Annotated in this window: 23 protein-coding genes; 7 read left to right on the plus strand and 16 right to left on the minus strand. The window is 58.7% G+C overall.

Translation table 11 applies throughout. The annotated features are described in order from the left end of the window. Positions 1-5: 5 nt before the first annotated feature. The 4 genes from ACZ89R_RS01550 to ACZ89R_RS01565 are packed head-to-tail and all read right to left on the minus strand — an operon-like array spanning position 6 to position 5,533. Entirely contained in the window at positions 6-1,856 is a 1,851-nt protein-coding gene (locus tag ACZ89R_RS01550) for an IucA/IucC family protein (RefSeq protein ID WP_429546966.1), read from the minus strand. 48 nt (positions 1,857-1,904) lie between these two features. After that, entirely contained in the window at positions 1,905-3,053 is a 1,149-nt protein-coding gene (locus ACZ89R_RS01555) for an NAD/NADP octopine/nopaline dehydrogenase family protein (protein WP_429546965.1), read from the minus strand. Positions 3,054-3,079: 26 nt separating this feature from the next. After that, positions 3,080-4,123, minus strand: coding sequence for a PLP-dependent cysteine synthase family protein (locus ACZ89R_RS01560; protein WP_429546964.1), 1,044 nt, complete (start codon positions 4,121-4,123; stop codon positions 3,080-3,082). A gap of 39 nt (positions 4,124-4,162) precedes the next feature. Beyond that, positions 4,163-5,533: a type III PLP-dependent enzyme domain-containing protein gene (locus tag ACZ89R_RS01565; RefSeq protein WP_429546963.1), complete on the minus strand. Its 1,371-nt coding sequence runs from the start codon at positions 5,531-5,533 to the stop codon at positions 4,163-4,165. 622 nt (positions 5,534-6,155) lie between these two features. Between ACZ89R_RS01565 and ACZ89R_RS01570 the strand changes: the two genes are divergently transcribed. Further along, positions 6,156-7,046, plus strand: a complete 891-nt coding sequence (locus ACZ89R_RS01570; protein WP_429546962.1) for an HpcH/HpaI aldolase/citrate lyase family protein — start codon at positions 6,156-6,158, stop codon at positions 7,044-7,046. 28 nt (positions 7,047-7,074) lie between these two features. After that, a complete protein-coding gene (locus tag ACZ89R_RS01575) occupies positions 7,075-7,515 on the plus strand; it encodes a ParB N-terminal domain-containing protein (protein ID WP_429546961.1) in 441 nt (146 codons plus the stop codon). 45 nt (positions 7,516-7,560) lie between these two features. Here the strand turns inward: ACZ89R_RS01575 and ACZ89R_RS01580 are convergent, their stop codons facing one another. From ACZ89R_RS01580 to ACZ89R_RS01610, 7 genes are all read right to left on the minus strand, one after another. After that, positions 7,561-8,115 carry a PqiC family protein gene (locus ACZ89R_RS01580; protein ID WP_429546960.1) on the minus strand — a complete coding sequence of 185 codons (555 nt, stop codon included), beginning with the start codon at positions 8,113-8,115 and terminating at the stop codon, positions 7,561-7,563. 17 nt (positions 8,116-8,132) lie between these two features. Further along, on the minus strand, positions 8,133-9,788 hold the full coding sequence (locus tag ACZ89R_RS01585) for a PqiB family protein (RefSeq protein ID WP_429546959.1): 1,656 nt from the start codon (positions 9,786-9,788) through the stop codon (positions 8,133-8,135). Further along, positions 9,769-10,449 carry a paraquat-inducible protein A gene (locus ACZ89R_RS01590; protein ID WP_429546958.1) on the minus strand — a complete coding sequence of 227 codons (681 nt, stop codon included), beginning with the start codon at positions 10,447-10,449 and terminating at the stop codon, positions 9,769-9,771. Before ACZ89R_RS01590 ends, ACZ89R_RS01585 begins: the two co-directional genes overlap by 20 nt. Next, positions 10,446-11,042, minus strand: a complete 597-nt coding sequence (locus ACZ89R_RS01595) for a paraquat-inducible protein A (RefSeq protein WP_429546957.1) — start codon at positions 11,040-11,042, stop codon at positions 10,446-10,448. The genes ACZ89R_RS01590 and ACZ89R_RS01595 overlap by 4 nt, the downstream gene beginning before the upstream one ends. Before the next feature lie 242 nt (positions 11,043-11,284). Continuing rightward, on the minus strand, positions 11,285-12,586 hold the full coding sequence (locus tag ACZ89R_RS01600) for an NAD(P)/FAD-dependent oxidoreductase (RefSeq protein WP_429546956.1): 1,302 nt from the start codon (positions 12,584-12,586) through the stop codon (positions 11,285-11,287). After that, a complete protein-coding gene (locus tag ACZ89R_RS01605; RefSeq protein ID WP_429546955.1) occupies positions 12,583-13,671 on the minus strand; it encodes a polyamine ABC transporter substrate-binding protein in 1,089 nt (362 codons plus the stop codon). The genes ACZ89R_RS01600 and ACZ89R_RS01605 overlap by 4 nt, the downstream gene beginning before the upstream one ends. A gap of 140 nt (positions 13,672-13,811) precedes the next feature. Further along, complete coding sequence (locus tag ACZ89R_RS01610; protein WP_007900282.1) at positions 13,812-15,170, minus strand: glutamine synthetase family protein; 1,359 nt, start codon at positions 15,168-15,170, stop codon at positions 13,812-13,814. Positions 15,171-15,330: 160 nt separating this feature from the next. Here ACZ89R_RS01610 and ACZ89R_RS01615 point away from each other — a divergent pair, with 160 nt between their 5' ends. Then, positions 15,331-16,257 carry a helix-turn-helix domain-containing protein gene (locus tag ACZ89R_RS01615; protein WP_429546954.1) on the plus strand — a complete coding sequence of 309 codons (927 nt, stop codon included), beginning with the start codon at positions 15,331-15,333 and terminating at the stop codon, positions 16,255-16,257. Continuing rightward, a complete protein-coding gene (locus ACZ89R_RS01620) occupies positions 16,254-16,559 on the plus strand; it encodes a hypothetical protein (protein WP_218394827.1) in 306 nt (101 codons plus the stop codon). Before ACZ89R_RS01615 ends, ACZ89R_RS01620 begins: the two co-directional genes overlap by 4 nt. On the opposite strand, the gene ACZ89R_RS01625 is transcribed toward ACZ89R_RS01620, so the two are convergent. Genes ACZ89R_RS01625 through ACZ89R_RS01635 form a run of 3 tightly spaced genes read right to left on the minus strand, consistent with a single transcriptional unit; the run spans position 16,549 to position 20,256 of the window. Continuing rightward, positions 16,549-17,598 (minus strand): DUF2955 domain-containing protein, encoded by a 1,050-nt coding sequence (locus ACZ89R_RS01625; RefSeq protein ID WP_429546953.1) that lies wholly within the window; start codon positions 17,596-17,598, stop codon positions 16,549-16,551. The genes ACZ89R_RS01620 and ACZ89R_RS01625 overlap by 11 nt on opposite strands. Beyond that, the gene (locus ACZ89R_RS01630) at positions 17,588-18,727 is read right to left on the minus strand and encodes an HlyD family secretion protein (protein WP_429546952.1); all 1,140 of its coding nucleotides are present in this window, start codon (positions 18,725-18,727) and stop codon (positions 17,588-17,590) included. Before ACZ89R_RS01630 ends, ACZ89R_RS01625 begins: the two co-directional genes overlap by 11 nt. Positions 18,728-18,732: 5 nt before the next feature. Beyond that, complete coding sequence (locus tag ACZ89R_RS01635) at positions 18,733-20,256, minus strand: efflux transporter outer membrane subunit (protein WP_429546951.1); 1,524 nt, start codon at positions 20,254-20,256, stop codon at positions 18,733-18,735. A 194-nt stretch (positions 20,257-20,450) separates the two neighbouring features. Here ACZ89R_RS01635 and ACZ89R_RS01640 point away from each other — a divergent pair, with 194 nt between their 5' ends. After that, on the plus strand, positions 20,451-20,972 hold the full coding sequence (locus tag ACZ89R_RS01640; protein ID WP_429546950.1) for a transporter suffix domain-containing protein: 522 nt from the start codon (positions 20,451-20,453) through the stop codon (positions 20,970-20,972). 7 nt (positions 20,973-20,979) lie between these two features. Here ACZ89R_RS01640 and ACZ89R_RS01645 read toward each other — a convergent pair whose 3' ends face one another. Continuing rightward, on the minus strand, positions 20,980-21,612 hold the full coding sequence (locus tag ACZ89R_RS01645; RefSeq protein ID WP_429376558.1) for a response regulator: 633 nt from the start codon (positions 21,610-21,612) through the stop codon (positions 20,980-20,982). Between the two features lie 33 nt (positions 21,613-21,645). Continuing rightward, the gene (locus ACZ89R_RS01650; protein ID WP_429546949.1) at positions 21,646-23,007 is read right to left on the minus strand and encodes a cache domain-containing protein; all 1,362 of its coding nucleotides are present in this window, start codon (positions 23,005-23,007) and stop codon (positions 21,646-21,648) included. A 356-nt stretch (positions 23,008-23,363) separates the two neighbouring features. Between ACZ89R_RS01650 and ACZ89R_RS01655 the strand changes: the two genes are divergently transcribed. Further along, the gene (locus ACZ89R_RS01655; RefSeq protein WP_429546948.1) at positions 23,364-25,421 is read left to right on the plus strand and encodes a carbon starvation CstA family protein; all 2,058 of its coding nucleotides are present in this window, start codon (positions 23,364-23,366) and stop codon (positions 25,419-25,421) included. 15 nt (positions 25,422-25,436) lie between these two features. Beyond that, entirely contained in the window at positions 25,437-25,634 is a 198-nt protein-coding gene (locus ACZ89R_RS01660) for a YbdD/YjiX family protein (RefSeq protein WP_008069978.1), read from the plus strand. Positions 25,635-25,637: the final 3 nt, after the last annotated feature.

Below are 25,637 nucleotides of genomic sequence, written 5' to 3' on the forward strand. Positions count from 1 at the left end.
GGTGGTTAAACGGCATCAAGCGGGTTGGTCAGCGTGTGCTGCAAGCGATAGTTGGAGTACTGCATCAAGTGCATACGCAACAACGATCGGGTTGGCCACGGGTCCTGAATGAACGCTTTGCGTTCGACTTCCCACAGTGCCGGCGAGACACGATCGCGCACGGCGGCGAATGCCTGCTCGGTTTCTTCACACAATACCTCCCACATCCGTGTGTTGTTCAACGCGTACTCCTTCGTCAGCCACAGGGCCATTTCGTGCAGGTGCGTGAGGAACGCCGCGTCCAGCACAAACATGCGTACCGGCTCGATATCGTCGACGAAAACCGTCGGCAGGATTCCCGGCTGCACGTGCGGTTGCAGGGAGTAGCCGCGCTCTTCAAGCAGCGGTGCGTAGGTTCTGCCATCGCCGAAATCGCGGATCAGCAGACTACGTGCTTTGCCATCCGGAGAAAACAGCACCATGGTGTTTTGCTGGTGGGCTTCGAGCCCGATGCCGTACAACAGATAGATCGCAACCACGGGCCGGGTGACGACTTTGGCGTATTGGCGGAACCAGCGTTCGACACTGTCGGCGCTGGCCCGAACCCCATCACGCTCGATCAGGTCGGTGAACAACGGTCGACCGCTACCGGGCAAGCGGGTGAACAGCGAGGCCACGGTGATCGGCAGGCAATTGTCGCTGCGCTCGAACGCTTGCTGACTGGCGCGATAAACCACTGACAAGTGCCGACCTGGCGCATCGTCCTGGGTGATGGCGTTTTTGTACCGCACGCCTATTTCTTCCGGGAAGATTTCCAGTTGCTGATCGAAACCGTTTTCCGCGGCGAGAATCTGCGTGATCACCGTGCTGATGCGCGGCCCCATGTGAATCGACTTGGCTTGCAGGCTGCGCAGCTCGCTGGTCATCCATAGTGCGATCGGCAATTTGATCAGCGGCGCGCTTTCGTTGAGCGCCGGCATCATCGTGCGGTACGACATGGTTGGCAGCGTCGCAATGTCCGGACCTTCAGTAATCAGGATGCCTTCTTCGATTTCCGCGGCGAAGGTCTTGAGTACGTATGCCTGCAAATGCCAGGCGTGAATCGGCAACGGCAACCACTGAAGTTCGTTCAGGCCTTTGGCGTTGAGCGAAGCCTTCCATTGTTCCCATTGCGCCGGAAAGTTGCTGGCGAACCAGGCGTGATAACTGGTCACGTGGGGCATGCTTTCGCTTTTCGCCATGTCGGCTCGCAGCGATGCAATGCGCAGCGGCACCTGAGCGTTGAACTCCGGGGACAATTGCGTAACTTCGGCATCGCTCAGGCCCGGTCGGGACTTCCAGGTCGGGTAATACGGATGGCCTTCCAGCGAACCCCATTGGTCCAGCAGGATGGCCGCATCCTTGGTGCTGGCGTGCTGGCGAAGATAATCGGTAAAACTGTCGAGCCCGTTGTCTTTGGTTTGCTCGGCCAGTCGGGCATTCCATTGCTGACGATGCTGGCGAGCATGGGCATCATTCAGCAGGCTGTTTTCCATGTCGGATTTCAATCCCGCGACACCCTCGTCACTGGGCTCAAAGTCGAAGTTGTCGCGCAGCACATCCAGCAAGTCCTGATGGCTGTGGATCACTTGGCGTACGCCTTCATCCGTCAGCAGCACCACGTCGCCGTCATTGACCAGCGTATCGGCGGGCCCCATTGCGATGTCGGAGAAGAATAAATGCGCGCGTGCACTCTTCAGCGCGAAGGTGGCTTGTTTGCCATCTGCGGTAAAACTCAGGGCCGTGCGGTCGAGAATGTTTTCGGCAAACAGGCAACGGATCAACCGTCGCAGGGCGTTTTTGCGGGAGAAGGCGATCAGTGTCTTGAGGTCATCCATATCGGCTATCTGCTCGTCGGGAAATAAAGGAAGGGGTTGGCTCGCCACTCATGCCGTGCGCGGCCAATGGCTTGGGAAGTAGTCCAGCGCCGAATCGCGCAAGCCCTGCATGTAGACCACGCTCCAGTTCAGGACTTCCTCGATGTAGGGGACCTTGAGCTCGAAACGCCTGGCCATTTCCACCAGCAACACCAAACCGTAGGCGACGTCTTCATTGAAGGCGCGGCTTTCCCGTTCGATCACGTAGCCGGGGCGGTTGTTGTCGGCGGGCACCATGGGCGCGAGGATGTCGTTGTAGGCCTGGTTGGTCCGCAGGATCGACAACATGCTGCTCTGGTCGCGGATCTGCTCGCCGTAAGCCTCGACAATTTCCTGCTTCAAGGATTTGACCGAAGACAGATCGACGCCCAGCCGCTGGCTGATCACCGCGCACAAATCCTGGCTTTCCTGATCCATACGTTCCAGGAAATAGGCGCCCAGCTCCGGGCACTCGGTCCACCAACACATGCGTTGCGGGAAGATCTTGCTATGCCACTGGCCATAGGGCCCGATCAGCCCGTAGATCACCGAGCTGTGCATGATCGGATTACCCGGCGTCAGGGTGATTTCCAGGTAGTTGTCCAGCAGCGTCACACACGGGCCATACAACACGGTGAGCAGTGTGTGCAGCTGTTGGCGGGAGGCGTCCGATTCGCGGGCATGGGTGGCGACGTAGAGCTGGCTTTTGCTGCCGCCCATTTTGATCGAGAGCCCGGGTTTCAGATCGAAGGCGGTGTGCGGCACATCTTTCATGCCCCAGATCACCAGGTTCGGCCGTTCGGCCAGTGCGGCTTCGGCTAGCCAGTCGAAACCGCAGAAGCCTGGAATCGCACCGATGTAGACCGGTTTATCCGCACTCAGATGCGGTGCGATGGCTTGCAGCATTTGCGGTCGGGCATGGGCCGGCACGGTAATGATCACGATATCGGCGTCCTCTACGGCGACTCGCGCATCGATGGTCACCCGATCCAGCCGGGCGCTCAGCGTCGAACCGTCCGGCAGCAGCGCTTGCATCGGCGTATGGCGGGCGTGCTGGTCGATCACCTCCGGGTTGCTGGTGAGCATCGAGACCTGAACATTGTGCAGCTGCTTGAACAGGATGGCGTTGAGATGACCGGTCCTGCCACCGCCACAAATGGCGATTTTCAGTGGTTCCATTGGAGCGTTCCTGAGTGGGGAAGGGGTCATGCAACGCTCAGTTGCAGCGGGGTGGAGGTCGCGTCCAGCCATTGGGTCTTGCCCAGCCAGATGTCCAGCTGCGGCGCAACGTCCGGGTCCAGCAGGTCGCGTTCCTCCAGCCATTTGTCATCGAACACGGTATGCAGGTACCTTTCACCGCCATCGGCAATCGGCACCACCACGTTGCCGGTGAGTACGCCTTTGTGGATCAGCTCCAGGGCCTTGAAGATCGCGCCGCCGGTGGAGCCGCCGACCAGCAACGCCATGTGGCGAGCGATGTAGCGTGCGGTTTCGAACGCCTGGGAATCGGAGACTTGCACACCCAGATCGATGCAGCTGTAGTCGAGCACCAGCCCTACGGTGTCGCCGGCGGGAGTACCGGTGCCGGACTGATAATATGGATAGCCGGGATGGCCAAAGACGATCGACCCGGCGGGTTCCACTGCCACGGTAACGGTGTCCGGGTTGTGCAGTTTCAGCCCGCGAGCGATGCCAGTCATCGAGCCGCCGGTACCGACGCAACCGACGTAGGCACCGATGTTGCCTTCGGCCTGAGCAATGGTCTCGCGCACGAAATCGCTGTAGCCGCCGGCATTCGCGGCGTTGTCGGACTGGTTCATGAACACGGCGCCGGGGATCTGATTGGCCAGTTCGGCGGCCAGTCGCTGGCGTTCGACCACCGCGACTTCATCCTCGCGATAGTTGCCCGCGACGAAGCGCACCTCGGCGCCAAGCGCTTTCATCACGGCGATCTTGTCCTGGGCGGCATGGTGATCGACCACGGCGATGAAATGCAGGCCGAACTCGACAGCCGCCATGGCCAGGCCGATGCCGGTATTGCCGGAGGAAGACTCGACCACCACGCCACCCGGTTTGAGGCGCCCGGACTTGAGGGCGGCCAGCACCATGTTGCGCGCCATGCGGTCTTTTATGCTGCCGCCTGGGTTGTTCTTTTCAATCTTGAGCAACAGTCTGGCATGGGTATCCGGAACAACAATTCCCAACATGGGCGTATTGCCAATAAGGTCCGAAACTTTATTCAATATCATTTCAAGTATTCCCTTTAGTAGTCAGGTGAAAACGCGTAGTTACCTTCCGTACAACAGGTCGCCATCAGCCGCCGGGGCAGGGGATGGCGATGAAACTCGTTCTCCAGCAAGTCCATTTGATAGCCCGCAGTATTGACATAGATCAATAGATCGCCGGGCTGGGGGTGAGGTATTGAAATGGATTAATCGATAAGTGATGACATCGTCATCCAGGCAACTATGCCCTGCGATATAGACCTGTATGGGGATGTGATCTGATACTTGAGTGCTGATCAGGATTGGATCGATCAGATATTCAGACGCGAACCATGTTTCGCAGGCGCTAAAACTGCTGCCTTCAACGAATATGACCGTTTTGTTGTTGGCCAGTTGTTTGGTGCGGGTCACACGAAACAATGAAATGGCCGCCTGATCAACCAGACTTCGGCCGGGCTCCAGCGCCAGGGTGATGTTTTGCGATTTCAAATAAGCCGCGATGGAAAGTCCTGGTGAATGATTGGCTTCCAGAAACAATGCCAGCCATTGGCAAGCCGTCAGGCTACTGCCATAAGGATAAAAAGAGTCCGGGACTGAGTGGTTGTAATAGTCACTGGGCTTATTGTCGTTCTCCAGGAAATCGGCATAAGCCTGAGGGTCGATATAGCGCATCGGCAAGCCGCCGCCGATGTCGATCATGCTCGGGGTCAATCCCATTTCGCGTGCGGCATCGACAAACCCGCTGAGCTCTCGAAAGGCCTGCGCGCGGCTCTCGAATCCATAGCCGCCGAGGTGAAAATGAAAGCCTTCGAAATGGAACGCGTCGGTATGTTCGGTCAGGTACTGCAGGCACTGCAGGAGGTCATTTGCCCCCATTCCAAATCGGCTTGCCGGGCAGCTCTGCGGCCTGTAACGCAGTAAAACCCTGGCTTTTGCGGCTGTTGAACGAAAATCTACGACGGCTTTCAGGTGATCGAATTCTTCCAGCGAATCCACGCAAATCAACGAACCATGACGCACCAGCGCCTGGTGGAACACCGTTGTTTTGGCCGGGCCCGTTGCGCACAAACGCTCCGGCGCGGTGCCGGCACGCAGCGCCGCATCCAGCTCATGGACGCTGGAAACATCGATACCGATGCCCGCAGTCGCGGCGGCGCCAAGCAAGCTCTGGGACTTATTGGCCTTGGCACCGTAGAAAATGGCATGACGTACGCCGTATTGATTCAGCACGCTTTGCAGGGCTGTCGCGTTGATGTGAAAAGCATGTGGCCATACCAGATTCAGCGGAGAACCGTTTTGGGACACAAGTTCCAGAAGTGTCTGCGGAAAGTTATGAATCAATCGGTCAACGATTGGGTCAAGCAGTGGTTTAAGTCGTTGAGGATCATGAACTTCAATTCGCTCTTCGGGTGGCGATGCAATTGTATTAAGCATAGTTACCCCCTGGCATCGAAAACGTCGCCATTTATATTTCGATAACTAACGGTTATCGATAGGTGAGATGTTGCTTCTCGTCAGTCACGAGGGGTTAAAACTCTGGAGGTGGGTGCCACATTGCATTTAAAGGCAGGCAAATGACCGTGACGATAGTAATGGCTTGCATGAGGACCCTATTCCCTGTGGTGTATGCGGATATGGCGATCAGCCACTGATTAATGGCATCGCCTATCGTTTTAATATGCCAGTACCTGACATTTAAATGACATCACTGCGCTATGTCCCTTGAAATATTACTTACTTGTATTTGGGAAAAAACCTACGGAACGGGGAGAACCTTATTGCTAACGCGAACGATTATCAAGTAAGGTTTTCACATATTTTGAATATCCACCCGAGAGAGGAGAGTTCAGAGCCTGTTTATCTTCACGTTGGAGTAAGCAATCAAGACTCTATAAAAAAATGCTTAATGCCTTGATCAATAAGGAGTTGAGGATTGATGCAGCAAGCTGGCACCGGGTCGAAATTCACCCCATGCCCCGGAGCCAGAAATGTGTGCCAGAAATTTTCGAAGCGCCTTTCGAATATCCCCGATTGATGCATGCCCAGGAGAGATTCAATGACAACTGATCGTCTCAGCACCACCGCCACGCTTCCCATCAGCTACTTGTTCGTCCCGGGTAATCGCCCCGAACGTTTCGCCAAAGCGGTTGAAGCCAATCCGGATGCGATCATCCTTGACCTGGAAGACTCCGTGCACCCCAACAGTAAAGCGGCGGCGCGGGCCGCGATCTGGGCCTGGCAGGAGAGCACGCCGACCACGCGGTGCCAGCGTTATATTCGCTTGAACAGCGTCAGCAGCACGTTGTTTCGTCAGGACCAGACATGGTTGAGCGACATGCGTTACCCCGAGCGATGCGCGGGTATTTTCCTGCCCAAGGCAGAATGCCCCGAGACATTGTCCGAGGTCGTGGAGCGTTTGCTGGCGTGGAATCCTTCGCTGCAGATCGTCGCCATCATCGAAACCGCAAAAGGCTTGCAGCAGGTCGAAGCGATTGCCGCCATTCCCGGGCTGGCGCGGTTGGCATTCGGTTCGCTGGACTTTTCCCTGGACATCAACTGCAGCCAGATACCGGAGGCCTTTCTCTTTGCCCGCAATCGAATCGTGCTGGCCTCGCGCACCGCGGAGCTGCCGGCACCGATCGATGGCGTCACGCCGGCGATCAGCGACATGACCGTGGTGGCGCAGGAATCACACTACGCCCGCTCCCTGGGCTTTGGCGCCAAGCTGTGCATTCATCCCGCGCAGTTGACCACCGTTCAGCGCGCATTCCTGCCCGACGCGGGGCAACTGGCCTGGGCGGATCGGGTATTGACTGCCGTGGCTGGTGGCAGCCACGCGGTTCAAGTGGACGGCGAGATGGTCGACCTGCCGCTGATCGAGCACGCTCAGCGCCTGCGCGCGGTGGCCAGTCAGTACGCGATTGCGGCCAAAGCCGATGCCTGTTGAACCCGGCCGTTGAATCAGGAGATGAATCATGGGACACCCACAAGCTGCTCTTGCCGCACGGCCAGATTCGTTCAACAGCTACCAGATTGCCCTGCGTCCATTGTGTGATGTATTGCAATCGGAGCAGGTCGATCCGGCCAACGTGAAACGGCTCAGCGAAGCGATCATCCGCGCCGGGCATTGGCTGGAGCCGATCATCGTGGAACGCTCGAAAGGCATCGTGATGGATGGCAATCATCGGCTCAACGCCGCGCTGCAATTGGGCTTGAAACGGGTGCCGTGCATTCAGCTCGATTACGCAGACCCACGGGTGTGCGTACGGCATTGGCAGACTGGGCAGGCGTTCGAGGTGGCGCGGATTTTTACGACCATCGCACGAGGGGAAATTTTCCCCTACAAGACCACCCGGCATGCATTCGACCCGGCGCTGCCGGTGGTGGCTATTCCACTGGACTGCCTGTACGCCTGAACTGAGGGCAAGAGGCCAGGCTTGGCGCCGGGCCCCGCAACCTGTTCAGGGCATCGCGGGGCAACCTTTTTGTGATCCGGCTGCGGCCTGACTGATGGCGGCAGCTAACCGTTTCACATTGTTCTGATGGGCAACCACCAGCTCATCGATGCTCGGGCCGGCAGGGGTCTGCAACGTGCTGCGACAGGTGATCAGCGCAGCATCGCCGGGGCCGAGACTGCGCAGACGCCATTTGACGTCGATCAGCGCGTATTGACCGGGGATCGAATCAAAGCGCTGCACGTCCAGTCGCAGCGACACTCTGCGTTGCAGATTGCTGGTGACCAGTTGATCGACCAAGGCGCTGCGCAATTCATCCACCAGACTCGCCGCCCACCATTCGGTTTCGAGGATCGCCAGGCCACTGTTACCTTGGCGAATGACAATCTGCGGCCGATCGACCTGGGGCGGCACCGTGATGCCTTCAATCTGAATCTCCGCGCCGCCGCTTGCGCCGCTCAGTTGGGTCGGGGTCAGGGTATGGAACTGAATCGGATCGCTGCGGCAAGCGGTGAGCAGTAACAGTGCAGTGACCAGCGTGATCTTCAGCGGGAAAGCCATGGGTATTGCTCCTGTGGTCAGTTGCGCGGTGGCGCTTTCATGTCCATCGGTGCGGCGTTGTCGGGACGACCGCGAATCAGTGATTCCGGATGCCGGCCCAGGTAATCCGAGAGTTCACGCAAGGAGCGTGACATGCGTCCGAGTTCGTCCAGGGTCTGGGTCAACTGCTCCCGTTGCGGCGAATCATCGGCCAAGGTCGAGCTGGCCGATTGCAAGGCCTTGCTGACGTCCCCCAAGGTGGTCTGCACGCCGGGCAGGGTCCTGGCGTTGAACTGTACGAGGCCCTTGCGCAGTTCGACGAGGTTGCTGTCGAGATTGCCGGCAATGCGATCGATGGGTAGCTGGTTGATCTTGTTGACCATGTTTTCCAGTTTTTCCTGCAACTGCTCGAGGCTGCCAGGAACGGTGGGGATGGTGACGGGGCGGGCGGTTGGATCGAACACGACTTTCTCTGCGTCGGGGTAGAAGTCGAGCGCGATGTAGAGCTGGCCGGTCAACAGATTGCCGCTACGGGCCTGGGCTCGCAGGCCGTTTTCGATGAAGCTGCCCATCAGCCGCACACTAGCGGCTTCATCATTAGGGTCATGCTTCAAGGCCTCGAGCATTTTGATATGGGCCTGACCAAGGCGTTGCGGGTAGATCACGATGCCGACATTGACCGGGAAGCTGCGCTTTTTCGCGTCGAAATCCAGATTGACCGAGACGACTCTGCCAAATTCGATGCCGAGGAACTCCACCGGCGCGTCGATCTTCAGCCCGCGCAAGGCCTGATCGAAGCGCAAACTCAGGAACTGCCCCTTGCCAAAGGGGGGCGCGAGGGCGGTTTGCTGGTCTTCGAACAGGTCGAAGGCTTTATTCTCGCTGGCCGGCTGATCATTGGGGCTGTATTCCGGCGCGCGAAACGCGATGCCGCCCACCAACAACGAAGACAGGGATTCGGTACTCACCGCAAAACCGTTGGCACCGACGCTCACATCAATACCACTGGCATTCCAGAACCGGGTGTTCTGCGTGACGAAGGCGTCATTGGGCGAATGCACGAAAATTTCGATGTTCACCCCTTTGCCGTCGGCATCCAGCGCATACGCCACCACTTGCCCGACTGGAATCTTGCGGTAATAGACGGGGGAGCCGATGTCCAGCGAGCCCAGGTCCTGGGTGCGCAGCATGAAGCGCTTGCCCGGCTCGCCATAGGTAATGGGCGGCGGGTTTTCCAGACCAATGAAGTGTTTGGAACGGGCATTGGCCACGCCGATGTCGGCGCCAATGTAATCGCCTGACAGCAGGGTATCGATGCCCGAGACGCCGCCGGCACCAATGCGCGGTCGCACGACCCAGAATTGCGAATCTTCGCGGGTGAAGTTTTCAGCCTGTTTGTCGAGTTTGATCGTGGCGTTAACGCTTTTCTGATCGTTGCTCAGCTTCACTTCAGAGACATGGCCGATGACCACGTTGCGGTATTTGACCTCGGTCTTGTTGGCCGTAAGACCGCTACCGGTCTTGAACGTGACGGTGATGGTCGGGCCTTCCTGCATCATGCTGTGTATCACCAGGGAGATCCCCACCAGCACCGCAACGATCGGCACAATCCACACCAGCGAAACGCTGAAGCGACGGGTCTTGATATTGGCCTGGCCGGGGTCTTGCGGCCCATCAGTGGCTTGCGACTTCATCCATGACCTCCTCGTTGGGTGGGTTATCCCGCTTGTTATCCCGCTCTTCATCCCGCTCGTTATCCCAGATCAGCCGCGGATCGAAACTCATGGCAGACAGCATGGTGAATACAACCACCAGACCAAAAAACAGAATACCCAGGCGCGGTTGAATATCGCCCAGCGCCTGGAATTTCACCAGCGCGGCGACTAGCGCGACAACAATCACATCGAGCATCGACCAGTAGCCGATCAGCTCGACGAAACGGTAAAGCTTCGAACGCTCCTTGCGTGCCCAATGGCTGCGGCGTTGCACGGTGATCAGCAGCAGAGAGAGAGCAACGAACTTGATGCCTGGCACCGCGATGCTGGCGATGAAAATAATCAGGGCAATGTCCCACGCACCGTGTGCCCAGAACTCCAGCACACCGCTCATGATGGTGCTGTCGGAGCCGTTGCCGAACAGACTGGTGTTCATGACCGGGAGCAGATTGGCCGGGACATAGAACACCAGCGAGGTCAGCAAGTAGGCCCATGTGCGGGTCAATGAATTGGTTTTGCGAGCATGCAGGGGCGCGCCGCAGCGTGAGCATTCGTGAGGGTTATCGGTGATGTCGCAGGCCAGGCCGCAGCTATGGCACAGGCACAGGTTGAGTTCGCTGGCGAGCGGTGGCCTGTTCATAGGGTGTCCCACAAATCACGTACATCGCGCCCGGCGATGCGGATCAGCAGCAGGCTGAGGACAGCCAGGGCAAACAGGCCGAGGCCGGGTATTACATCGAGCATACCTGCCAGTTTGAACACCGCCACCATTGCCCCCAGCAGACAAACCTCGAGCATGCTCCAGGGCCTGAGGGTTTCCAGCCAGCGCATGCACAGCTTGAAGCCTGGCGAGCGCCGATGCACGAGGGCGAAGCTCAGGACCCAGATCAGCAACACCAGCTGAAAAAGCGGCGCGATGATGATCGATATCGCCGCCACCAGCGCAATAAAGGTGATCGGCCCCTGGCTCAACGCCAATACCGAATCCCACAGCGTCGCACTGTTTTTCAGGCCCTTGAGGCTGATGCTCATGACGGGATAGAAGTTGGCGAAAATCCACAGCACCGTTGCCGTGAAGGCCAAGGCCAGACGCTGCTCCACCGACAGTCCGTTATAACGCTGCAGCACGCCGCCGCAGCAGGTACACAGGGCTTTCTGATGTTTGGCGAGCGTGACTTTTTCATACACGCAGTCGCAGTGCTCGCAGATGATCAGTTGGTCAGTCGTAGCCATAGGCCGCACTCGCCAGGAGGCAGGAAAGTCAGAGCACCCCCTCAATATAGAAGTGACTTGCGATTGAGCAAATAAAAGACTGATCAGGGCGGACGATGAATTCCCTGTAGGAGCTGGCGAAGCCTGCGATCTTTTGGCTATTTCAAGGCTGCCGAAGATCAAGATCAAAAGATCGCAGCCTGCGGCAGCTCCTACGGGAAGGTAGTCAACCGGGGAATTTTCGGTAGCGCCTGTAAGGGCAGTCAGCCGAGCAATTCGCGCAGGCGATACCAGAACATGCCGAGGGCCAGCAGCGGTGAACGCAGAGCTTTTCCACCGGGAAAGGTCATGTGCGGGACGGCGCTGAAAACATCGAGGCCCTTGCTGTGCCCGGCATGAATCGCTTCAGCCAGCAACCGTGCGCACCAATGGGTCACGTTCAGGCCATGACCGGAGTAACCCTGGGCGTAGAACACGTTCGGGTACTGGCTCAAGCGTCCGGCCTGGGGAAAGCGGTTGGCGGTGATGCCGATCATGCCGCCCCATTGATAGTCGATGCGCACGTCCGCCAGCTGTGGGAAGACCTTGAGCATTTTTGGCCGCATATAAGCGCCGATATCCTCCGGATCGCGCCCGGAATAATGGCAGGCACCGCCGAACAACAAGCGTCGATCCGCCGAGAGCCGGTAGTAATCGAGGCCGACTTTCTGGTCGCACAGCGCCAGGTTCTGCGGGATCAATTGCGCGGCAACCTCAGGTGCCAAAGGCTCGGTGGCGATGATGTAACTGCCGGCCGGTAGCACCTTGCCGCTCAGGCGTGGTTCGAGTTCTTCCAGGTGCGCATTACAACCCAGCACCAGACTGCCGGCGCGCACCGTGCCGCCCGCGCAACGAAACTGAACGGTGCTGCCATGGATCAACTCCAGCACCGGGCTTTGTTCGAATATTCGCACCCCGAGGGATTCGGCAACGCGCGCTTCGCCAAGCACCAGGTTCAGCGGATGCAGATGACCCGAACCCATGTCGATCAGGCCGCCGGCATAAACATCGGAGCCCACCACTTGCTGGCGGATCTGCTCGGGGCCGACAAGTCGGGTTTCATGGCGGTAACCCAGTTCGGCAAGGTTTTGCAGTTCCGCCTTGAACGCCTCGTACTGCGCCGGGGTGTTGGCCAGCTCGCAGAAGCCCCAGCGCAGGTCGCAATCGATCCCATGCTCACGGATGCGATTGCCCACCAGTTCCACTGATTCGATGCCTGCACGCTCTAAATAGCGCACACCGTCCTGGCCGACATAACGGGCGAAACCTTCGACGTCATGACCGATGCCGCGGATCAACTGCCCGCCATTACGCCCACTGGCGCCCCAGCCGATCCGCCGGCCTTCCAGCAGAATCACCGAGAGCCCGCGCTGCGCCAGTTCGATCGCGGTGTTAACCCCGGTAAAGCCGCCGCCCACCACGCAGACATCGGCCTCAAGATCCGAGGCCAGCGTGGGGTAAGGTGTCATGCCCTTGGCCGATGCAGCGTAATAGGAATGAGCGTGTTCGTTGTCGTACTGATTCATTGGTTGGACTTCACTTTGCTCCAGGAGCGGGTCATCAGACGCATGATCGGCTGGGGCGGGGTGGTGGAGATGTAGAGTTTGTCGAGCACTTCCTGAGGAGGATAGACCTCTGGATTATTGACCAACTCGGCGTCCATGTATTGTTTGGCCGCCGGGTTTGGATTGGCGTAACCGACCGACGCGCTGACCTTGGCGATTACCTGCGGATCCAGCAGGTTGTTGACGAACGAGTGAGCCTCTTTCGGGTTGCTGGCGTCGGCAGGAATCGCCAGCAGGTCGAACCAGAGGTTACTGCCTTCCTTGGGGATCGAGTAGGCGATATTCACGCCGTTCTTCGCTTCCTTGGCGCGGTTCGCCGCCTGGAACACATCGCCCGAATAGCCGAACGCAACGCAAATGTCGCCATTGGCCAGGTCCGACACGTACTTGGACGAATGGAAATAGGTGATGTAAGGCCGGATGGTCAGCAGTTTGGCTTCGGCCTTTTTAAAGTCCTCGGGGTTTTCGCTGCGTGGATCCATGCCCATGTAGTTCAGGACCGCCGGGAACACTTCATCGGCCGAATCCATCATCGACACGCCGCACTGACTGAGCTTTTTCAGGTTCTCTGGCTCGAAAAACACCGCCCAGGAATCGATGCGATCGATGCCAAGCACTTGCTTGACCTTGTCGACGTTGTAGCCAATGCCGTTGGTGCCCCACAGGTACGGCACCGAATGTTCGTTACCCGGATCGTTTTTTTCCAGCAAGGCCAGCAGTTTCGGGTCGAGGTTTTTCCAGTTGGGCAGCTGCGAGCGATCCAGTTTGAGGAACGCGCCGGCCTTCACCTGGCGTGCGAGGAAATGGTTGGAGGGCACCACCACGTCATAACCCGTGCGGCCGGCGAGGAGTTTGCCCTCCAGGGTTTCGTTGGAATCGAATACGTCGTAGATCACTTTGGTCCCGGTTTTTGCCTGGAAGTCGGCGAGGGTGGTCTCGCCAATGTAATCGGTCCAGTTGTAGACGCTCACACTTGATTGAGCTTGCGCAGTGGCGCTGAACAGCAAGGCCAGCGAGGCCGGAACCACGGATTTCAATAGACGCATATCGACACCTCTTGGAGTTATTGGATTCTTCAGGCGTTTCTTTGGTGTTTGGTAAGCCGTCATCGCGAGCAGGCTCGCTCCCACAGGGGAATGCATTTCAAATGTGGGAGCGAGCCTGCTCGCGATGGGGCCGTTACGGACTAGACGCTAAGCAGCAAAAACTCGCGCTCCCAGGAGCTGATCACGCGCTTGAAGTTTTCGTGTTCGGCCCGTTTGACCGCGACGTAACCCCGGACGAATTTGCTGCCCAGATAACGCTCGATGGTTTCGCACTCTTCCATGCGCGTCAGCGCGTCCTCGATGGTGATCGGCAGGCGCAGATTGCGTCGCTCATAGGCGCGACCCTGCACCGCGGCGCTCGGTTCGACCTTTTCGACCATGCCCAGATAACCGCACAACAAGCTCGCGGCAATCGCCAGATAAGGATTGGCATCGGCACCCGGCAAGCGGTTTTCCACGCGCATGGCGTCCGGGCTGGAGGTCGGTACGCGCAGGCCGACGGTGCGGTTTTCTTCGCCCCATTCAACGTTGACCGGCGCCGAGGTGTCGGGCAGGAAGCGGCGGAACGAATTGACGTTGGGCGCAAACATCGGCAGCACTTTGGGAATGTACTTTTGCAAGCCGCCGATGTGGTGCAGGAACAGTTCGCTCATCTGCCCGTCGGCATCGGCGAAAATCGGCTGGCCGGTGGCAATGTCCACCACGCTCTGGTGCAGGTGCATGGCACTGCCGGGCTCGTCGCCGATCGGTTTGGCCATGAAGGTCGCGGTGACGTTGTGCTTGAGTGCCGCTTCGCGCAGGGTGCGTTTGAACACGGTGATCTGGTCCGCCAGATCCAGCGCATCGCCGTGACGGAAATTGATTTCCATCTGCGCCGGGCCGTCTTCGTGGATCAGCGTGTCGAGGTCCAGGCCCTGGAGTTCACACCAGTCATAAACGTCTTCAAACAGTGGATCGAATTCGTTGGCAGCGTCGATGGAAAACGACTGACGACCGCTTTCCGCTCGGCCGGAGCGTCCCAGTGGCGCCTTGAGTGGCAAGTCCGGGTCTTCGCAGCGCTGGGTCAGGTAGAACTCCATTTCCGGCGCGACAATCGGCTTCCAGCCTTTGTCGGTGTAGAGCTGCAGCACTTTCTTCAGCACGTTGCGCGGCGACAGTTCGATGGGATTGCCGAACTTGTCGAACGTGTCATGGATCACGATGGCGGTGGGTTCGATGGCCCATGGAATGACGTAAACCGCATCGGCGACGGGCTTGCAGACCATGTCGATGTCCGCCGGGTCGAGCAGGTCGTAGTAGATGTCGTCGTCGACAAAGTCCCCGGTTACCGTTTGCAGTAGCACACTTTCCGGCAGGCGCATGCCTCGCTCATGCAGGAATTTGTTGGTGGGTGCAATCTTGCCGCGAGCAATGCCGGTCAGGTCGCTGACCACACACTCGACCTCGGTAATCTTGTGATCTTTCAGCCACGTGAACAGCTGATCGAAAGGGGCATTCATAAAAACCTCATTGTTGGTTTGATTGACGCCGGGGAGGGCGGCTTCATCCACCGAACACTTCCCCTGTGGCGCGTTGACGACTATCTTGGGTGAGCCTTGCCGTTCCATCTATCCACTTTGAACAAGCACAGAACGCACCAAAAGAGTGCGTAAGGCGCCCATGACAGCGTGCAATCCATTACAGGTTCAAGCGTTCAACACCGCCGACGTGGCCGAGCAAATCCGCGCCACCCCAGGTTGGGTGCAGCACTATCAGCAAATGTCCCCGGGGCATTTCGCCGGGCGGGTGCGCTATCTGGACTTGCAAGGCGTCGAGATTTACGAAGAACAGATGAACACCCGGGTCGAGCAGAACTTCAGCGCCCCGCAAGGCTCGCTGGCGTTCTGTTTCGATCGCAGCGACAACTCGCTGTACGTGTTGAACGGTGAAAGCCGCAATATCTGGATCACCCCGGAGAACTACCAGGAAATCGCCGTGGTGTTCGGTCCGGCATTCGTTCAACGTCATGGCCTGGACGTGGCGCGGCTCGAAGGCTTGTTCATGTCGCCGCTCAATTCAGGTCAGAACGCACTGTTCAGCCGCTGGTTGAGCGGGACGTTGACGCGGCTGACGCAGACGCTGGATCCACCGAGCAAAGAGGCGTTGACCCAGCAACTGTTGGAGGACTGTTTGTACATCCTCGATAACGCCTGTGTGTGCCTGGATCGCGCAGGTTTGCAGCGCCGGGCGGAGGAGCGAACGATCATGAAACGCGTCGCCGAATGGGCCGCCGATACACCGGAAGAAACCCTCAATTTGCTGGAGCTGTCCCAGGTCGCCGGGGTTTCGCTGCGTCAGTTGCAGCATGCGTTCAAGGCGTATACCGCAATGACACCCACGCATTGGTTGCGCTTGCGTCGGCTCAACAGCGCGCGCCGCGAATTGCTCAGGCGAACGGCCGGGGAAACCACGGTCGCGCAAGTGGCGATGAATTGGTCGTTCTGGCATTTGGGACGATTTTCCAGCAGTTATCGAGCGTTGTTCCAGGAACTTCCCAGCCAAACGCTGGCCCGCAAACACAACGGACCGTGTCGGAGAACATCATGAGTCGGTTAACGTCTTTCAGCCTGTGTGCCGTCATGTCGATGGTCTATACGCCGGTTCAGGCCGAAACGGTCGTGCCCTTGAACGGGCAGAGCTCGCAACAAATCCAGCTGGACATCGACGATTGCAGCAACGTCACGGCCAGCCAGAGCACCTCTGGCCCGCCAGCCTCGGAGGGTGCTGCGGTGGATGCTACGCAGGTACTTGGACGTCAACATGACGAGTTTTATGAGCCGGTCGAGGTCGATGTGAAACAGCACTATCACGGCTGCCTGCAAGGGCGGGGTTATCAGGTCACTCCGTGAGCTGAGTGACACGTGGATTGCGCTGCCGCCGATCAAGTAGGTGGACCATCAGCAAGGCATAGAGCGTGAGGGCGATAAACAATCCCATGCGCACGGCGAAGGCGGTATAGACGTCTTTCCCGGCGAGGCTGTCCTGAACCGACTGACCCAGCAGGATGATCAGCGTGACCAGGCTGTTGAGCCAGAACCCCGGGGTTTGTCGGGTCGGGCTCAGGGCATAGAGCTTGCGCGCCAACAGCAAGCCGAACAGCAGCATCCACAGAAAGAACATCCACAAGTGCACAAACAGGCTGAGCGCGCACCAGAACCCAACAGCCAACAGGCCACCCATGAAGGTCGAACCGAGCAATTCATGAGCTGCGTTGCGCGTCGTTGTCGTCGAACTCTGTTGGCCAAGACTGACTGCTTTCAAAATGATCGGCAGATAGCTCGCCGGGTCGATCAGGGCCAACAAGAATGCCGGTATAACAATGAGGGTTGCACGCAGTGCAACCCTGCTAACTTCTTGCGCCGGCAAAGCGCTGGCGGCGGGTGGGGAGGGCGCATTGGCGGGGTCGGGAAACAGCCAGTGACTAATCCCCACAACGAGAACGGCGAGGATCAAGCCCTTGACCAGGGCACCGATGACCATCATCGCCAGATCGAACTCGACGACGCCGGCCGAAGAAATCATCGTCAGGCCAATGATCATGAAGGTCATGATCAAGGCGTTGCCGCCGCGCAGGCCAAAACCAAACGCCAGGAACATACTGACGCCAATCAGCAGCACGCCGGTAATCGGGTAGTAACGCAGGATCGGAATCAACAACAGGCCGACGCCGGTGGTTAACATCGCAGCCAGAGCGAGGATCAATCCGGCCTTCAATGGCAGCGGCCGATTGAGGGAAGCCAACAGCAATACGGCCAGCACCGGCGCGAGAAAAGGGATCGGCAAGCCCAGGCCGAAGCTGGCCGCCAGGCACAATGCGGTGCCTGTGCCCATACGCAACGCACGCTGAACCCGGGGCGTGCGCTGGGTAGGCACGCCCTTAGTAGGCATAGCTCAGCCAGCTCATTATCCCCACGAACAAACGACCGAGCAGGTTCAATGGGTTGTCTTGAGTCGGGAATGCCATCACTTCAGCCTGCCCACCGGCACGGATGGCGCGGCTGGCGAACAGCGTTTTCCTTGAGTCCTCGGAGAACTCGATAATCACTGGAAAACGCTGGGCCGGACGCAGCCAGTCGCGGCTGTTCTGCACACTGGGAAGGCTGCCGGGCGCAGTACTCTGACCGACGCTGACACCGTAGCCGACACTGCGCACACGGCCCTCGAAAACCCTCCCCGGCAGGGCATCCAGCACGATCGAAACAGGGGTGCCGACCTCGACCAGGCCAAGGTTGTTTTCGGTCATGTCTGCGCTGATCCACACATCGTGGATGGCAATCAGGGTCATGACCGGGCTGCCGGCAGTGGCGAACTGTCCGACATCGGTGCGCAGATCGGTGATCAGTCCCGCCGACCGTGCGCGAATCTGCGTGTTGGACAAGTCCAGCTCAGCTTTTGACAACGCCGTGGCGGCGCTGCGCAACAGCGCGTTGTCTTCCTCGCTGCCGCCTTCCTGTTCCCGTGCTCGCTGGACTTCGGCATGGGCCGCGGCGACCTGGCTGACAGCCTGTTCACGGCTGGCCCGAGAGACTTCCAGCAGGCGCACGGAAATGGTGCCAGGGTCTTCGCGGTACAAACCTTCAAGGCGCTGATTGTCCTGCCGCGCCTTGAGTTCATTGGCCTGGGCGGCGCGCAAATTGGCTTGAGCCGAAGCAATGCCGGCCGTGCTGGCACCGATCTGCCGGCGTGTCGACTCAAGGTCTGCGCGTGCGCGGTCGACGGCTATTTGATAGGGCTGCTGGTCCACTTCAAACAGCACATCGCCCGCCTTGACGTCCTGGTTGTTGCGCACATTCACACGGATCACCTGGCCCGCCACTTCGGAGGCCACCGGAATGACAAAGGCGCCCACCCGGGCCTGTTGCGTATACGGTGTGAAACGGTCAGCCAACAAGTACCAGGCCAGGCTGAGGACGATCAGCAGCATCACCCACTTGATGCCCTTTTTTGCAGGATCGGCGGCAGGCTCGGATGCCTTGGGGGAGGGCGCCTCAGTGACGGGCGGCGAGGGTTCAGTCATCGGCTTTAACCTTCTGGCTCGGGATAAGAGGCTTGCGAAGGGGCTGGCTCATTCAGCAGGTTGCCCCAGTCGGTGCGTTGTTCCATTTGCTGGCGAGTGTTTTGATCGATTGTCGGCTGGGCGCTGTACCACCCGCCGCCAAGGGCTTTGTACAGGGCGATCAGGTTGCTCACGGCATTACTGCGGCTGAGCAGGTAATTGTCCTGCTGTTCGAGCAATGCGCGTTGAGCGTCCAGCACGCGCTGGAAGTCGGAGTAACCTTCCCGGTATTGGGTGCTGGCCAGGCTCAACGAACGCGCGGCGGCGACCTGTGCTTCACCCAGGATGCGCTCGCGTTCCAGGGATTTGATCAGGCTGCTGGCGGCATCATCGGCCTCCCGTGCGGCCTGGCGGACTTTGTCGCGATAAACCTCAATCAGCTGCTGCAACCGCGCATCCTGTATGCGCACGTTGTTGCTGATCTGGTCGTGGTCAAACAAGTTCCAGCGCAAACTGGGACCGCCGATCAGGTCCAGGCTGTTGGAGGTGCCGCTCAACGTATCGGTGGTCCAGACGATGCTGCCCAGCAAGGTCAGCGACGGATAAAAGTCGGTTTGTGCCACACCGATCAGTGCCGACTGGGCCGCGACATTGAGCTCGGCGGCGCGCACGTCCGGGCGACGCAACAACAGGTTGGCCGGCACGTCTTGCAGCACGGCTTGGTCCACCAGCGGGATCAGTCCCTCGTTTTCAAGCAATTGGGGCAGGGCGCTGGGTGGCTGTCCGATCAGCACAGCCAACGCGTTACGGGTGCGCACTACTTGCGCCTCAAAATCCGGAATGCTGCTCAAGGTGCCCAGGTATTGGGTCTTGGCTTGTTGCAAGTCGAGTTCGGCGCTCTGGCCACTGTTGAACAGTTTTTCGGTGATCTCAAAGTTGCGCTTTTGCTGTTCGGCGTTTTCTCGGGCGACGCGCAAACGCGCTTCGGTGGTGCGCAACGAAAAGTAGGTATCGGCCACCTGAGCACGCAACAGTACTAGAACGTCTTCATAGTTGGCTTGGGCCGCGAAGTAACTGGCATCGGAGGACTCGATGGCTCGACTGAAACGCCCCCAGAAGTCCAGTTCCCAGCCGACATCAAAGCCCGCGCTGTGTTGCCAGAAGTGGCTGTCTTGCGGGTTGCTGCCACCGGACTGCTTGCGGTTGAAGTACAAGCTGTCCGCGCTGGCCTGTTGCAGCTGCGGATAACGCCCGCTTTGCGCGATGCCCAACCGGGCACGGGCTTCCATGACGCGAAGGCCGGCAATTTTCAGGTTGGAATTGTGCGCATCCGATTCGGCGATCAGCGCGTCGAGGACCGGGTCGGCGAACACTTGCCACCATTGGCGAATGTCGGGATTCAGGCTTCGTTGGCTGGCTTGCTCAAGCGCGGGGCTGCTCCAGAGTTTTGTCCAGGCCTCGCCGGGGGGCTGAAAATCCGGCCCCAGACGGACACAACCGCCAAGGCCAAGGACGAGCAGCAGAAGCAGTGGACCGGAGCGCGTCAGCATCGGTGCACTGATCGTAGATCTTGGGAAAACGTCATCCGAACATACCTGATATTGAAATGGCGTTGGTTACTGGTTCGCTTAGGTTAGTACAGCTGCGACAAATACAAGGTCATGTTGAATGATCCGGGATCGACTAACTGCTACGCTTCTGAAGATCCATTAATCCCGGCCAAAAAATGAAGGTTAAGAAGACCATGAGCAACCCTCAGGATGACAATGCATCTAGTTCCGCTGGTTGGCGCTTCAAACTGGGCATCGCGATTATCTGTTTGATGCTGGGCTCCTGGCTGATGGTGCCTCTCGCTGCCGCAGTGGATGTGCCCGGCTCAAAGATCGCGGCACTGACAGGCGTTTTGTTTATCAGCAACAAGGTTCTGTTAATTCTCGTCATTGCCATTATGGGCAAATCCGGCTTTCAGCAACTCAAGCGCAGCATGTTCGGTTACGTCTCCACACTTGCACCGGCAGACGTGGAAGTAGGCCCGGCTCGCCATAGAATTGGTCTCGTGATGTTTTGCCTGCCGCTGATCTCGGGATTTCTCGAACCTTACATAGATACTATCTGGCCGGGGCTGAGACCCAATATCTGGCAGCTCCAGGCGCTGGGCGATGCCATGTTGATCGGCAGCTTTTTCGTGCTGGGCGGGAATTTCTGGGACAAGGTACGCGCGTTGTTTATTCGCACGGCACGTGTCGTTAACACGAGTGCGGTGTGAATCGCCTCTAACGCGAAATGATCCCGTGATCGATCGCGTACTTTACAAGTGCGGCGGGTTTGTCGATGTTGAGCTTGCGACGGATGCTCAGGCGATGAGTTTCTACAGTCCGCACACTGATATCCAGTTCGCGAGCCATTTCCTTGTTGTTCAGCCCCTGAGCCATCTTGTACAGCACCTGGCTTTCGCGCGGAGTCAGCTCGTTGTCGCTACTTTTATCGGCAATGAGCCGCTGTGCGATCTCGGCACTGTAGAACGTCCCGCCGCTGACAATGGCTTCGATTGCCGCAATGATTTCCCGTGAAGGCGCATTCTTCAGCACATAGCCGCTGGCACCCGAGCGAACGGATTCACTCACGTATTCATAGTTGTCGTACATGCTCAGCACCAACACCTTGAGCGACGGGTATTGGCTGCGTAACAACCGCGTCAGCTCAAGGCCATTGATGTCCTTCAGGCTGATGTCGACCAGCAACAGGTCCGGCTGGCAGCGCCCGACCATTTCAATGGCATCGGCGCCATTCTCGGCTTCTCCCACCACTTCCAGCTGCGTCATGACCGCCAGCAGCGATTTGATTCCGTCGCGGACCAAGGAGTGATCGTCGACCAGGGCGACGCGGATCGGGTAGGGCAGGTTCATCGCAGGCATTCACTCTAATTGTTATGGGTTGAGTCAGTGTTCTGTACCGGGCAGTTTCATCGGCAGCAGCACGTCCAGCTCACTTCTTCCCGGCATCGAGGTCAGGTCGAATCGACCGCCAAAATGCTCGACACGTTCACGGATGTTGCGCAGGCCAATGCCCGCGTGACGACGTTCGACTTGGGTGACGTTGAAACCGATACCGTCATCGACCACTGTCAAACGTACGGACTTTTCAGAACCGTGCAGGGTAATGATGACGTTTTTTGCTTGTGCGTGGCGTTCGATATTGGTCAGGCCTTCTTGCACGATGCGAAACAACGAGACGGCGGCGCCATCGACCAGATGACAGTCGAATTCGTTATCGTTGAAAGTCACGACAAGACCACTGCGCTGCTCGAATTCTGCGGCGAGTTGACCGATTGCTGCCGGCAGGCCGAGGGTGTCGAGCAGCGACGAGCGCAGGTCGTGAGAGAGGCTGCGAACTTCGCCAATCGCATCCCCGAGGCGCTCCGTGGCATCTCTTAAAATGCTCAATCCCTTGTCTTGCCCATTCTCCAGCACATGGCTGGCCAGTTCGAACTGAAACTTGATAGACACCAGTAGCTGGCTGATGCCGTCGTGCAGCTCTCGGGAAACCCGCGACCGTTCTTCCTCCTGCAGGCTGACGATGCGTTGAGTCAGGCGCTGGAGTTTTTTGTCGGCCAGGCGATGTTCGCTGACGTTTAGCGTCATGCCGCTGGCGAAGACAAACAGCACCGCCACAAGGGCCACCGCGGCAATCGCCAGCATGGTTTTGCGGATGCCCTGAGCCACCTCGGCACGCGCTTGTTGGGTGGCGCGTTCGACGTCTTCAAGGTAAATGCCGGTGCCGAGCATCCAGCCCCAGCGGTCCAGCATCACCACGTAAGCGAGCTTGTCGGTCACTTGGCCGGAAGAGGGTTTGTTCCAGGCGTAACGTTGAAACCCTTCGCCCGATTGCGCACTTTTGAGCAACGCCTGGATCACTGGCAGACCGTGAGGGTCGGTCATGTCCCACAGGTATTTGCCCACCAGCTCTGACTGGCGCGCGTGCATCAGACTGCGGCCTTCGCGGTCGTAGACGAAGAAGTAGCCGTTGATGCCAAAGCTGAGCTTGCGCAGTTCTTCGAGCACTTGTTGCTGCGCGCGCGCGTCACCCCGGCCGTTGTCGTACAGCGGTGCGATCAGGCTCTGGGCCATTTCGACGTAGTTTTTCAGCTCTGCGCGCTTGCTGGCCAGAATGCTGTCTTCGATCAGTTGCGCCTGTTGATCACCCAGTTGCCGGTTCAGGGAAATCACCAGCGCGCAGATGACCGCGATCGCTAACACCAGCGGCAGAATCCCGAGCGCGACGATTTTGTGTTTGAGCTGCATCTCTACTCCTGGCCAGACCGAGGGAAGGCGAAGGCCCGGCATCATATGCCAAAGATACGCGCCTCCAGTAGCAATGCTGGACAGAATGACCTGCGAAATGCCAAACCTTGTGGGAGCGAGCCTGCTCGCGATAGCGGTGGCACAGTCAACATCGACGCTGAATGTCAGTCCGCTATCGCGAGCAGGCTCGCTCCCACAGGTTTTGCGTCATCTACGTAGAACTACGTAGATGCTGCGTACGTAGTAACGCGGATTTATTTGTCGACAGCATGGGCGGATATTGGGCCCGCTCCGCAATGCGGACACAATTATAATAATTACCGCCGCAGCCACTGGCTGTCGGCAGGAGACACGCTATGCCCCGTCTGGCTAAACACCTCGCCTGGTTTGCCGTGGCTGTCCTGGGAGCGTTTGCGCTAAGTGTCGTGGCCCTGCGCCGCGGCGAAGCCATCAACGCCCTCTGGATCGTAGTCGCAGCAGTCGCTATTTATCTGGTCGCGTACCGCTATTACAGCCTGTTCATCGCCACCAAGGTGATGCAGCTCGATCCCAATCGAGCCACTCCCGCCGTACTCAACAACGATGGTCTGGACTACGTGCCGACCAACAAACACGTGCTCTTCGGACACCATTTTGCAGCGATCGCTGGCGCAGGGCCGCTGGTAGGCCCGGTCTTGGCGGCGCAGATGGGCTACCTGCCCGGTACGCTGTGGCTGATTGCCGGGGTGGTGCTGGCCGGTGCGGTTCAGGACTTCATGGTCCTGTTCATGTCCACCCGCCGCAACGGTCGCTCCCTGGGCGACATGGTCCGTGAAGAAATGGGCCGCATCCCCGGGACCATCGCGCTGTTTGGTTGCTTCCTGATCATGATCATCATCCTCGCGGTGCTGGCGCTGATCGTGGTCAAGGCCCTGGCCGAAAGCCCGTGGGGTATTTTCACGGTGATGGCGACCATCCCGATCGCGATGTTCATGGGCATCTACATGCGCTACATCCGCCCGGGTCGCATCGGTGAAATCTCGGTGATCGGCGTGGCGTTGCTGCTGGGTTCGATCTGGCTGGGCGGGCAGATTGCCGCTGACCCGGTGTGGGCCAAGGCGTTCACCTTCACTGGAATCCAGATCACCTGGATGCTGATTGGCTACGGTTTCGTCGCCGCAGTACTACCGGTGTGGCTGATTCTGGCGCCGCGTGATTACCTGTCGACCTTCCTCAAAATCGGCACTATCGTTGCGCTGGCGATCGGCATTCTGATCACCATGCCCGACCTGAAAATGCCGGCATTGACCCAGTTCATCGACGGCACCGGGCCGGTATGGAAAGGTGGGTTGTTCCCGTTCCTGTTCATCACCATTGCCTGTGGCGCGGTGTCCGGTTTCCACGCACTGATTGCTTCCGGCACCACGCCGAAGCTGCTCGCCAGTGAAGGCCATGCCCGTTACATCGGTTATGGCGGCATGCTGATGGAATCCTTCGTGGCGATCATGGCCATGGTGGCGGCTTCGGTGATCGAGCCAGGCGTGTACTTCGCCATGAACAGCCCCGCAGCCCTTGTAGGCTCCGATGCTGTTTCGGTGGCTCAGACCGTCAGCAGCTGGGGTTTTGCGATCACGCCGGAAGCGCTGCAAGCAGTGGCCAAGGACATCGGTGAAACCACCATCCTGGCCCGGGCCGGTGGTGCGCCGACCCTGGCGGTCGGTATCGCGCAGATCCTGCACCAACTTCTGCCGGGTGAAAACACCATGGCGTTCTGGTACCACTTCGCGATCCTGTTCGAAGCGCTATTCATCCTGACGGCGGTGGATGCCGGTACCCGTGCCGGGCGTTTCATGCTGCAGGATTTGCTCGGCTCCTTCGTGCCAGCGTTGAAACGCACCGAATCCTGGACCGCCAACCTGATCGCAACCGCCGGTTGCGTGGCGATGTGGGGTTACCTGCTGTATCAAGGCGTGATCGACCCACTGGGCGGGATCAACACCTTGTGGCCACTGTTCGGCATCTCCAACCAGATGCTGGCGGGTATCGCGCTGATGCTGGCAACCGTGGTGCTGATCAAAATGAAACGCCAACGCTACGTCTGGGTCACCATGCTGCCCGCGGTGTGGCTGCTGATCTGCACCACCACGGCAGGCTTCATCAAGCTGTTCGACGCCAACCCGGCAATCGGCTTCCTGGCGCTGGCGAAAAAGTACAGCGACGCCTTGGCCAACGGCCAGGTCCTCGCGCCGGCCAAAAGCATCGAGCAGATGCAGCACGTCATCTACAACGCCTACACCAACGCAACGCTGACCGCGCTGTTTTTGCTCGTGGTGTTCAGCATCCTGTTCTTTGCACTCAAGGTCGGTATAGCCGCCTGGGGCACCAAAGAACGTACGGATAAAGAAGCGCCGTTCCAGGCTTTGCCGGATGCTTGATGGAGGAGGGTGCCCATGTTCAATGACCTGAGTCGCCTCGGTAAATACCTCGGTCAGGCTGCACGCCTGATGGTCGGCATGCCCGACTACGACACTTACGTAGAGCATATGCAAACCAAACACCCGGACAAACCGCTGATGAGCTATGAAGTGTTCTTTCGGGAACGTCAGGAAGCTCGTTACGGCAGCAAGGCGGGACCGAAGTGCTGTTGATGC

The organism is Pseudomonas sp. TE3728 (assembly GCF_056279145.1).

Excerpts from the sequence above, each read along its gene's own strand:
- ACZ89R_RS01645 (WP_429376558.1), bottom strand. The coding sequence starts at position 21,612 with ATGAACCTGCCCTACCCGATCCGCGTCGCCCTGGTCGACGATCACTCC.
- ACZ89R_RS01600 (WP_429546956.1), bottom strand. The coding sequence starts at position 12,586 with ATGAATCAGTACGACAACGAACACGCTCATTCCTATTACGCTGCATCG.
- ACZ89R_RS01560 (WP_429546964.1), bottom strand. The coding sequence starts at position 4,123 with ATGATATTGAATAAAGTTTCGGACCTTATTGGCAATACGCCCATGTTG.
- ACZ89R_RS01565 (WP_429546963.1), bottom strand. The coding sequence starts at position 5,533 with ATGCTTAATACAATTGCATCGCCACCCGAAGAGCGAATTGAAGTTCAT.
- ACZ89R_RS01605 (WP_429546955.1), bottom strand. The coding sequence starts at position 13,671 with ATGCGTCTATTGAAATCCGTGGTTCCGGCCTCGCTGGCCTTGCTGTTC.
- ACZ89R_RS01585 (WP_429546959.1), bottom strand. The coding sequence starts at position 9,788 with ATGAAGTCGCAAGCCACTGATGGGCCGCAAGACCCCGGCCAGGCCAAT.
- ACZ89R_RS01625 (WP_429546953.1), bottom strand. The coding sequence starts at position 17,598 with ATGCCTACTAAGGGCGTGCCTACCCAGCGCACGCCCCGGGTTCAGCGT.
- ACZ89R_RS01660 (WP_008069978.1), top strand. The coding sequence starts at position 25,437 with ATGTTCAATGACCTGAGTCGCCTCGGTAAATACCTCGGTCAGGCTGCA.
- ACZ89R_RS01570 (WP_429546962.1), top strand. The coding sequence starts at position 6,156 with ATGACAACTGATCGTCTCAGCACCACCGCCACGCTTCCCATCAGCTAC.
- ACZ89R_RS01615 (WP_429546954.1), top strand. The coding sequence starts at position 15,331 with ATGACAGCGTGCAATCCATTACAGGTTCAAGCGTTCAACACCGCCGAC.
- ACZ89R_RS01590 (WP_429546958.1), bottom strand. The coding sequence starts at position 10,449 with ATGAACAGGCCACCGCTCGCCAGCGAACTCAACCTGTGCCTGTGCCAT.
- ACZ89R_RS01610 (WP_007900282.1), bottom strand. The coding sequence starts at position 15,170 with ATGAATGCCCCTTTCGATCAGCTGTTCACGTGGCTGAAAGATCACAAG.
- ACZ89R_RS01640 (WP_429546950.1), top strand. The coding sequence starts at position 20,451 with ATGAGCAACCCTCAGGATGACAATGCATCTAGTTCCGCTGGTTGGCGC.
- ACZ89R_RS01555 (WP_429546965.1), bottom strand. The coding sequence starts at position 3,053 with ATGGAACCACTGAAAATCGCCATTTGTGGCGGTGGCAGGACCGGTCAT.
- ACZ89R_RS01575 (WP_429546961.1), top strand. The coding sequence starts at position 7,075 with ATGGGACACCCACAAGCTGCTCTTGCCGCACGGCCAGATTCGTTCAAC.
- ACZ89R_RS01655 (WP_429546948.1), top strand. The coding sequence starts at position 23,364 with ATGCCCCGTCTGGCTAAACACCTCGCCTGGTTTGCCGTGGCTGTCCTG.
- ACZ89R_RS01650 (WP_429546949.1), bottom strand. The coding sequence starts at position 23,007 with ATGCAGCTCAAACACAAAATCGTCGCGCTCGGGATTCTGCCGCTGGTG.
- ACZ89R_RS01580 (WP_429546960.1), bottom strand. The coding sequence starts at position 8,115 with ATGGCTTTCCCGCTGAAGATCACGCTGGTCACTGCACTGTTACTGCTC.
- ACZ89R_RS01630 (WP_429546952.1), bottom strand. The coding sequence starts at position 18,727 with ATGACTGAACCCTCGCCGCCCGTCACTGAGGCGCCCTCCCCCAAGGCA.
- ACZ89R_RS01620 (WP_218394827.1), top strand. The coding sequence starts at position 16,254 with ATGAGTCGGTTAACGTCTTTCAGCCTGTGTGCCGTCATGTCGATGGTC.
- ACZ89R_RS01635 (WP_429546951.1), bottom strand. The coding sequence starts at position 20,256 with ATGCTGACGCGCTCCGGTCCACTGCTTCTGCTGCTCGTCCTTGGCCTT.
- ACZ89R_RS01595 (WP_429546957.1), bottom strand. The coding sequence starts at position 11,042 with ATGGCTACGACTGACCAACTGATCATCTGCGAGCACTGCGACTGCGTG.
- ACZ89R_RS01550 (WP_429546966.1), bottom strand. The coding sequence starts at position 1,856 with ATGGATGACCTCAAGACACTGATCGCCTTCTCCCGCAAAAACGCCCTG.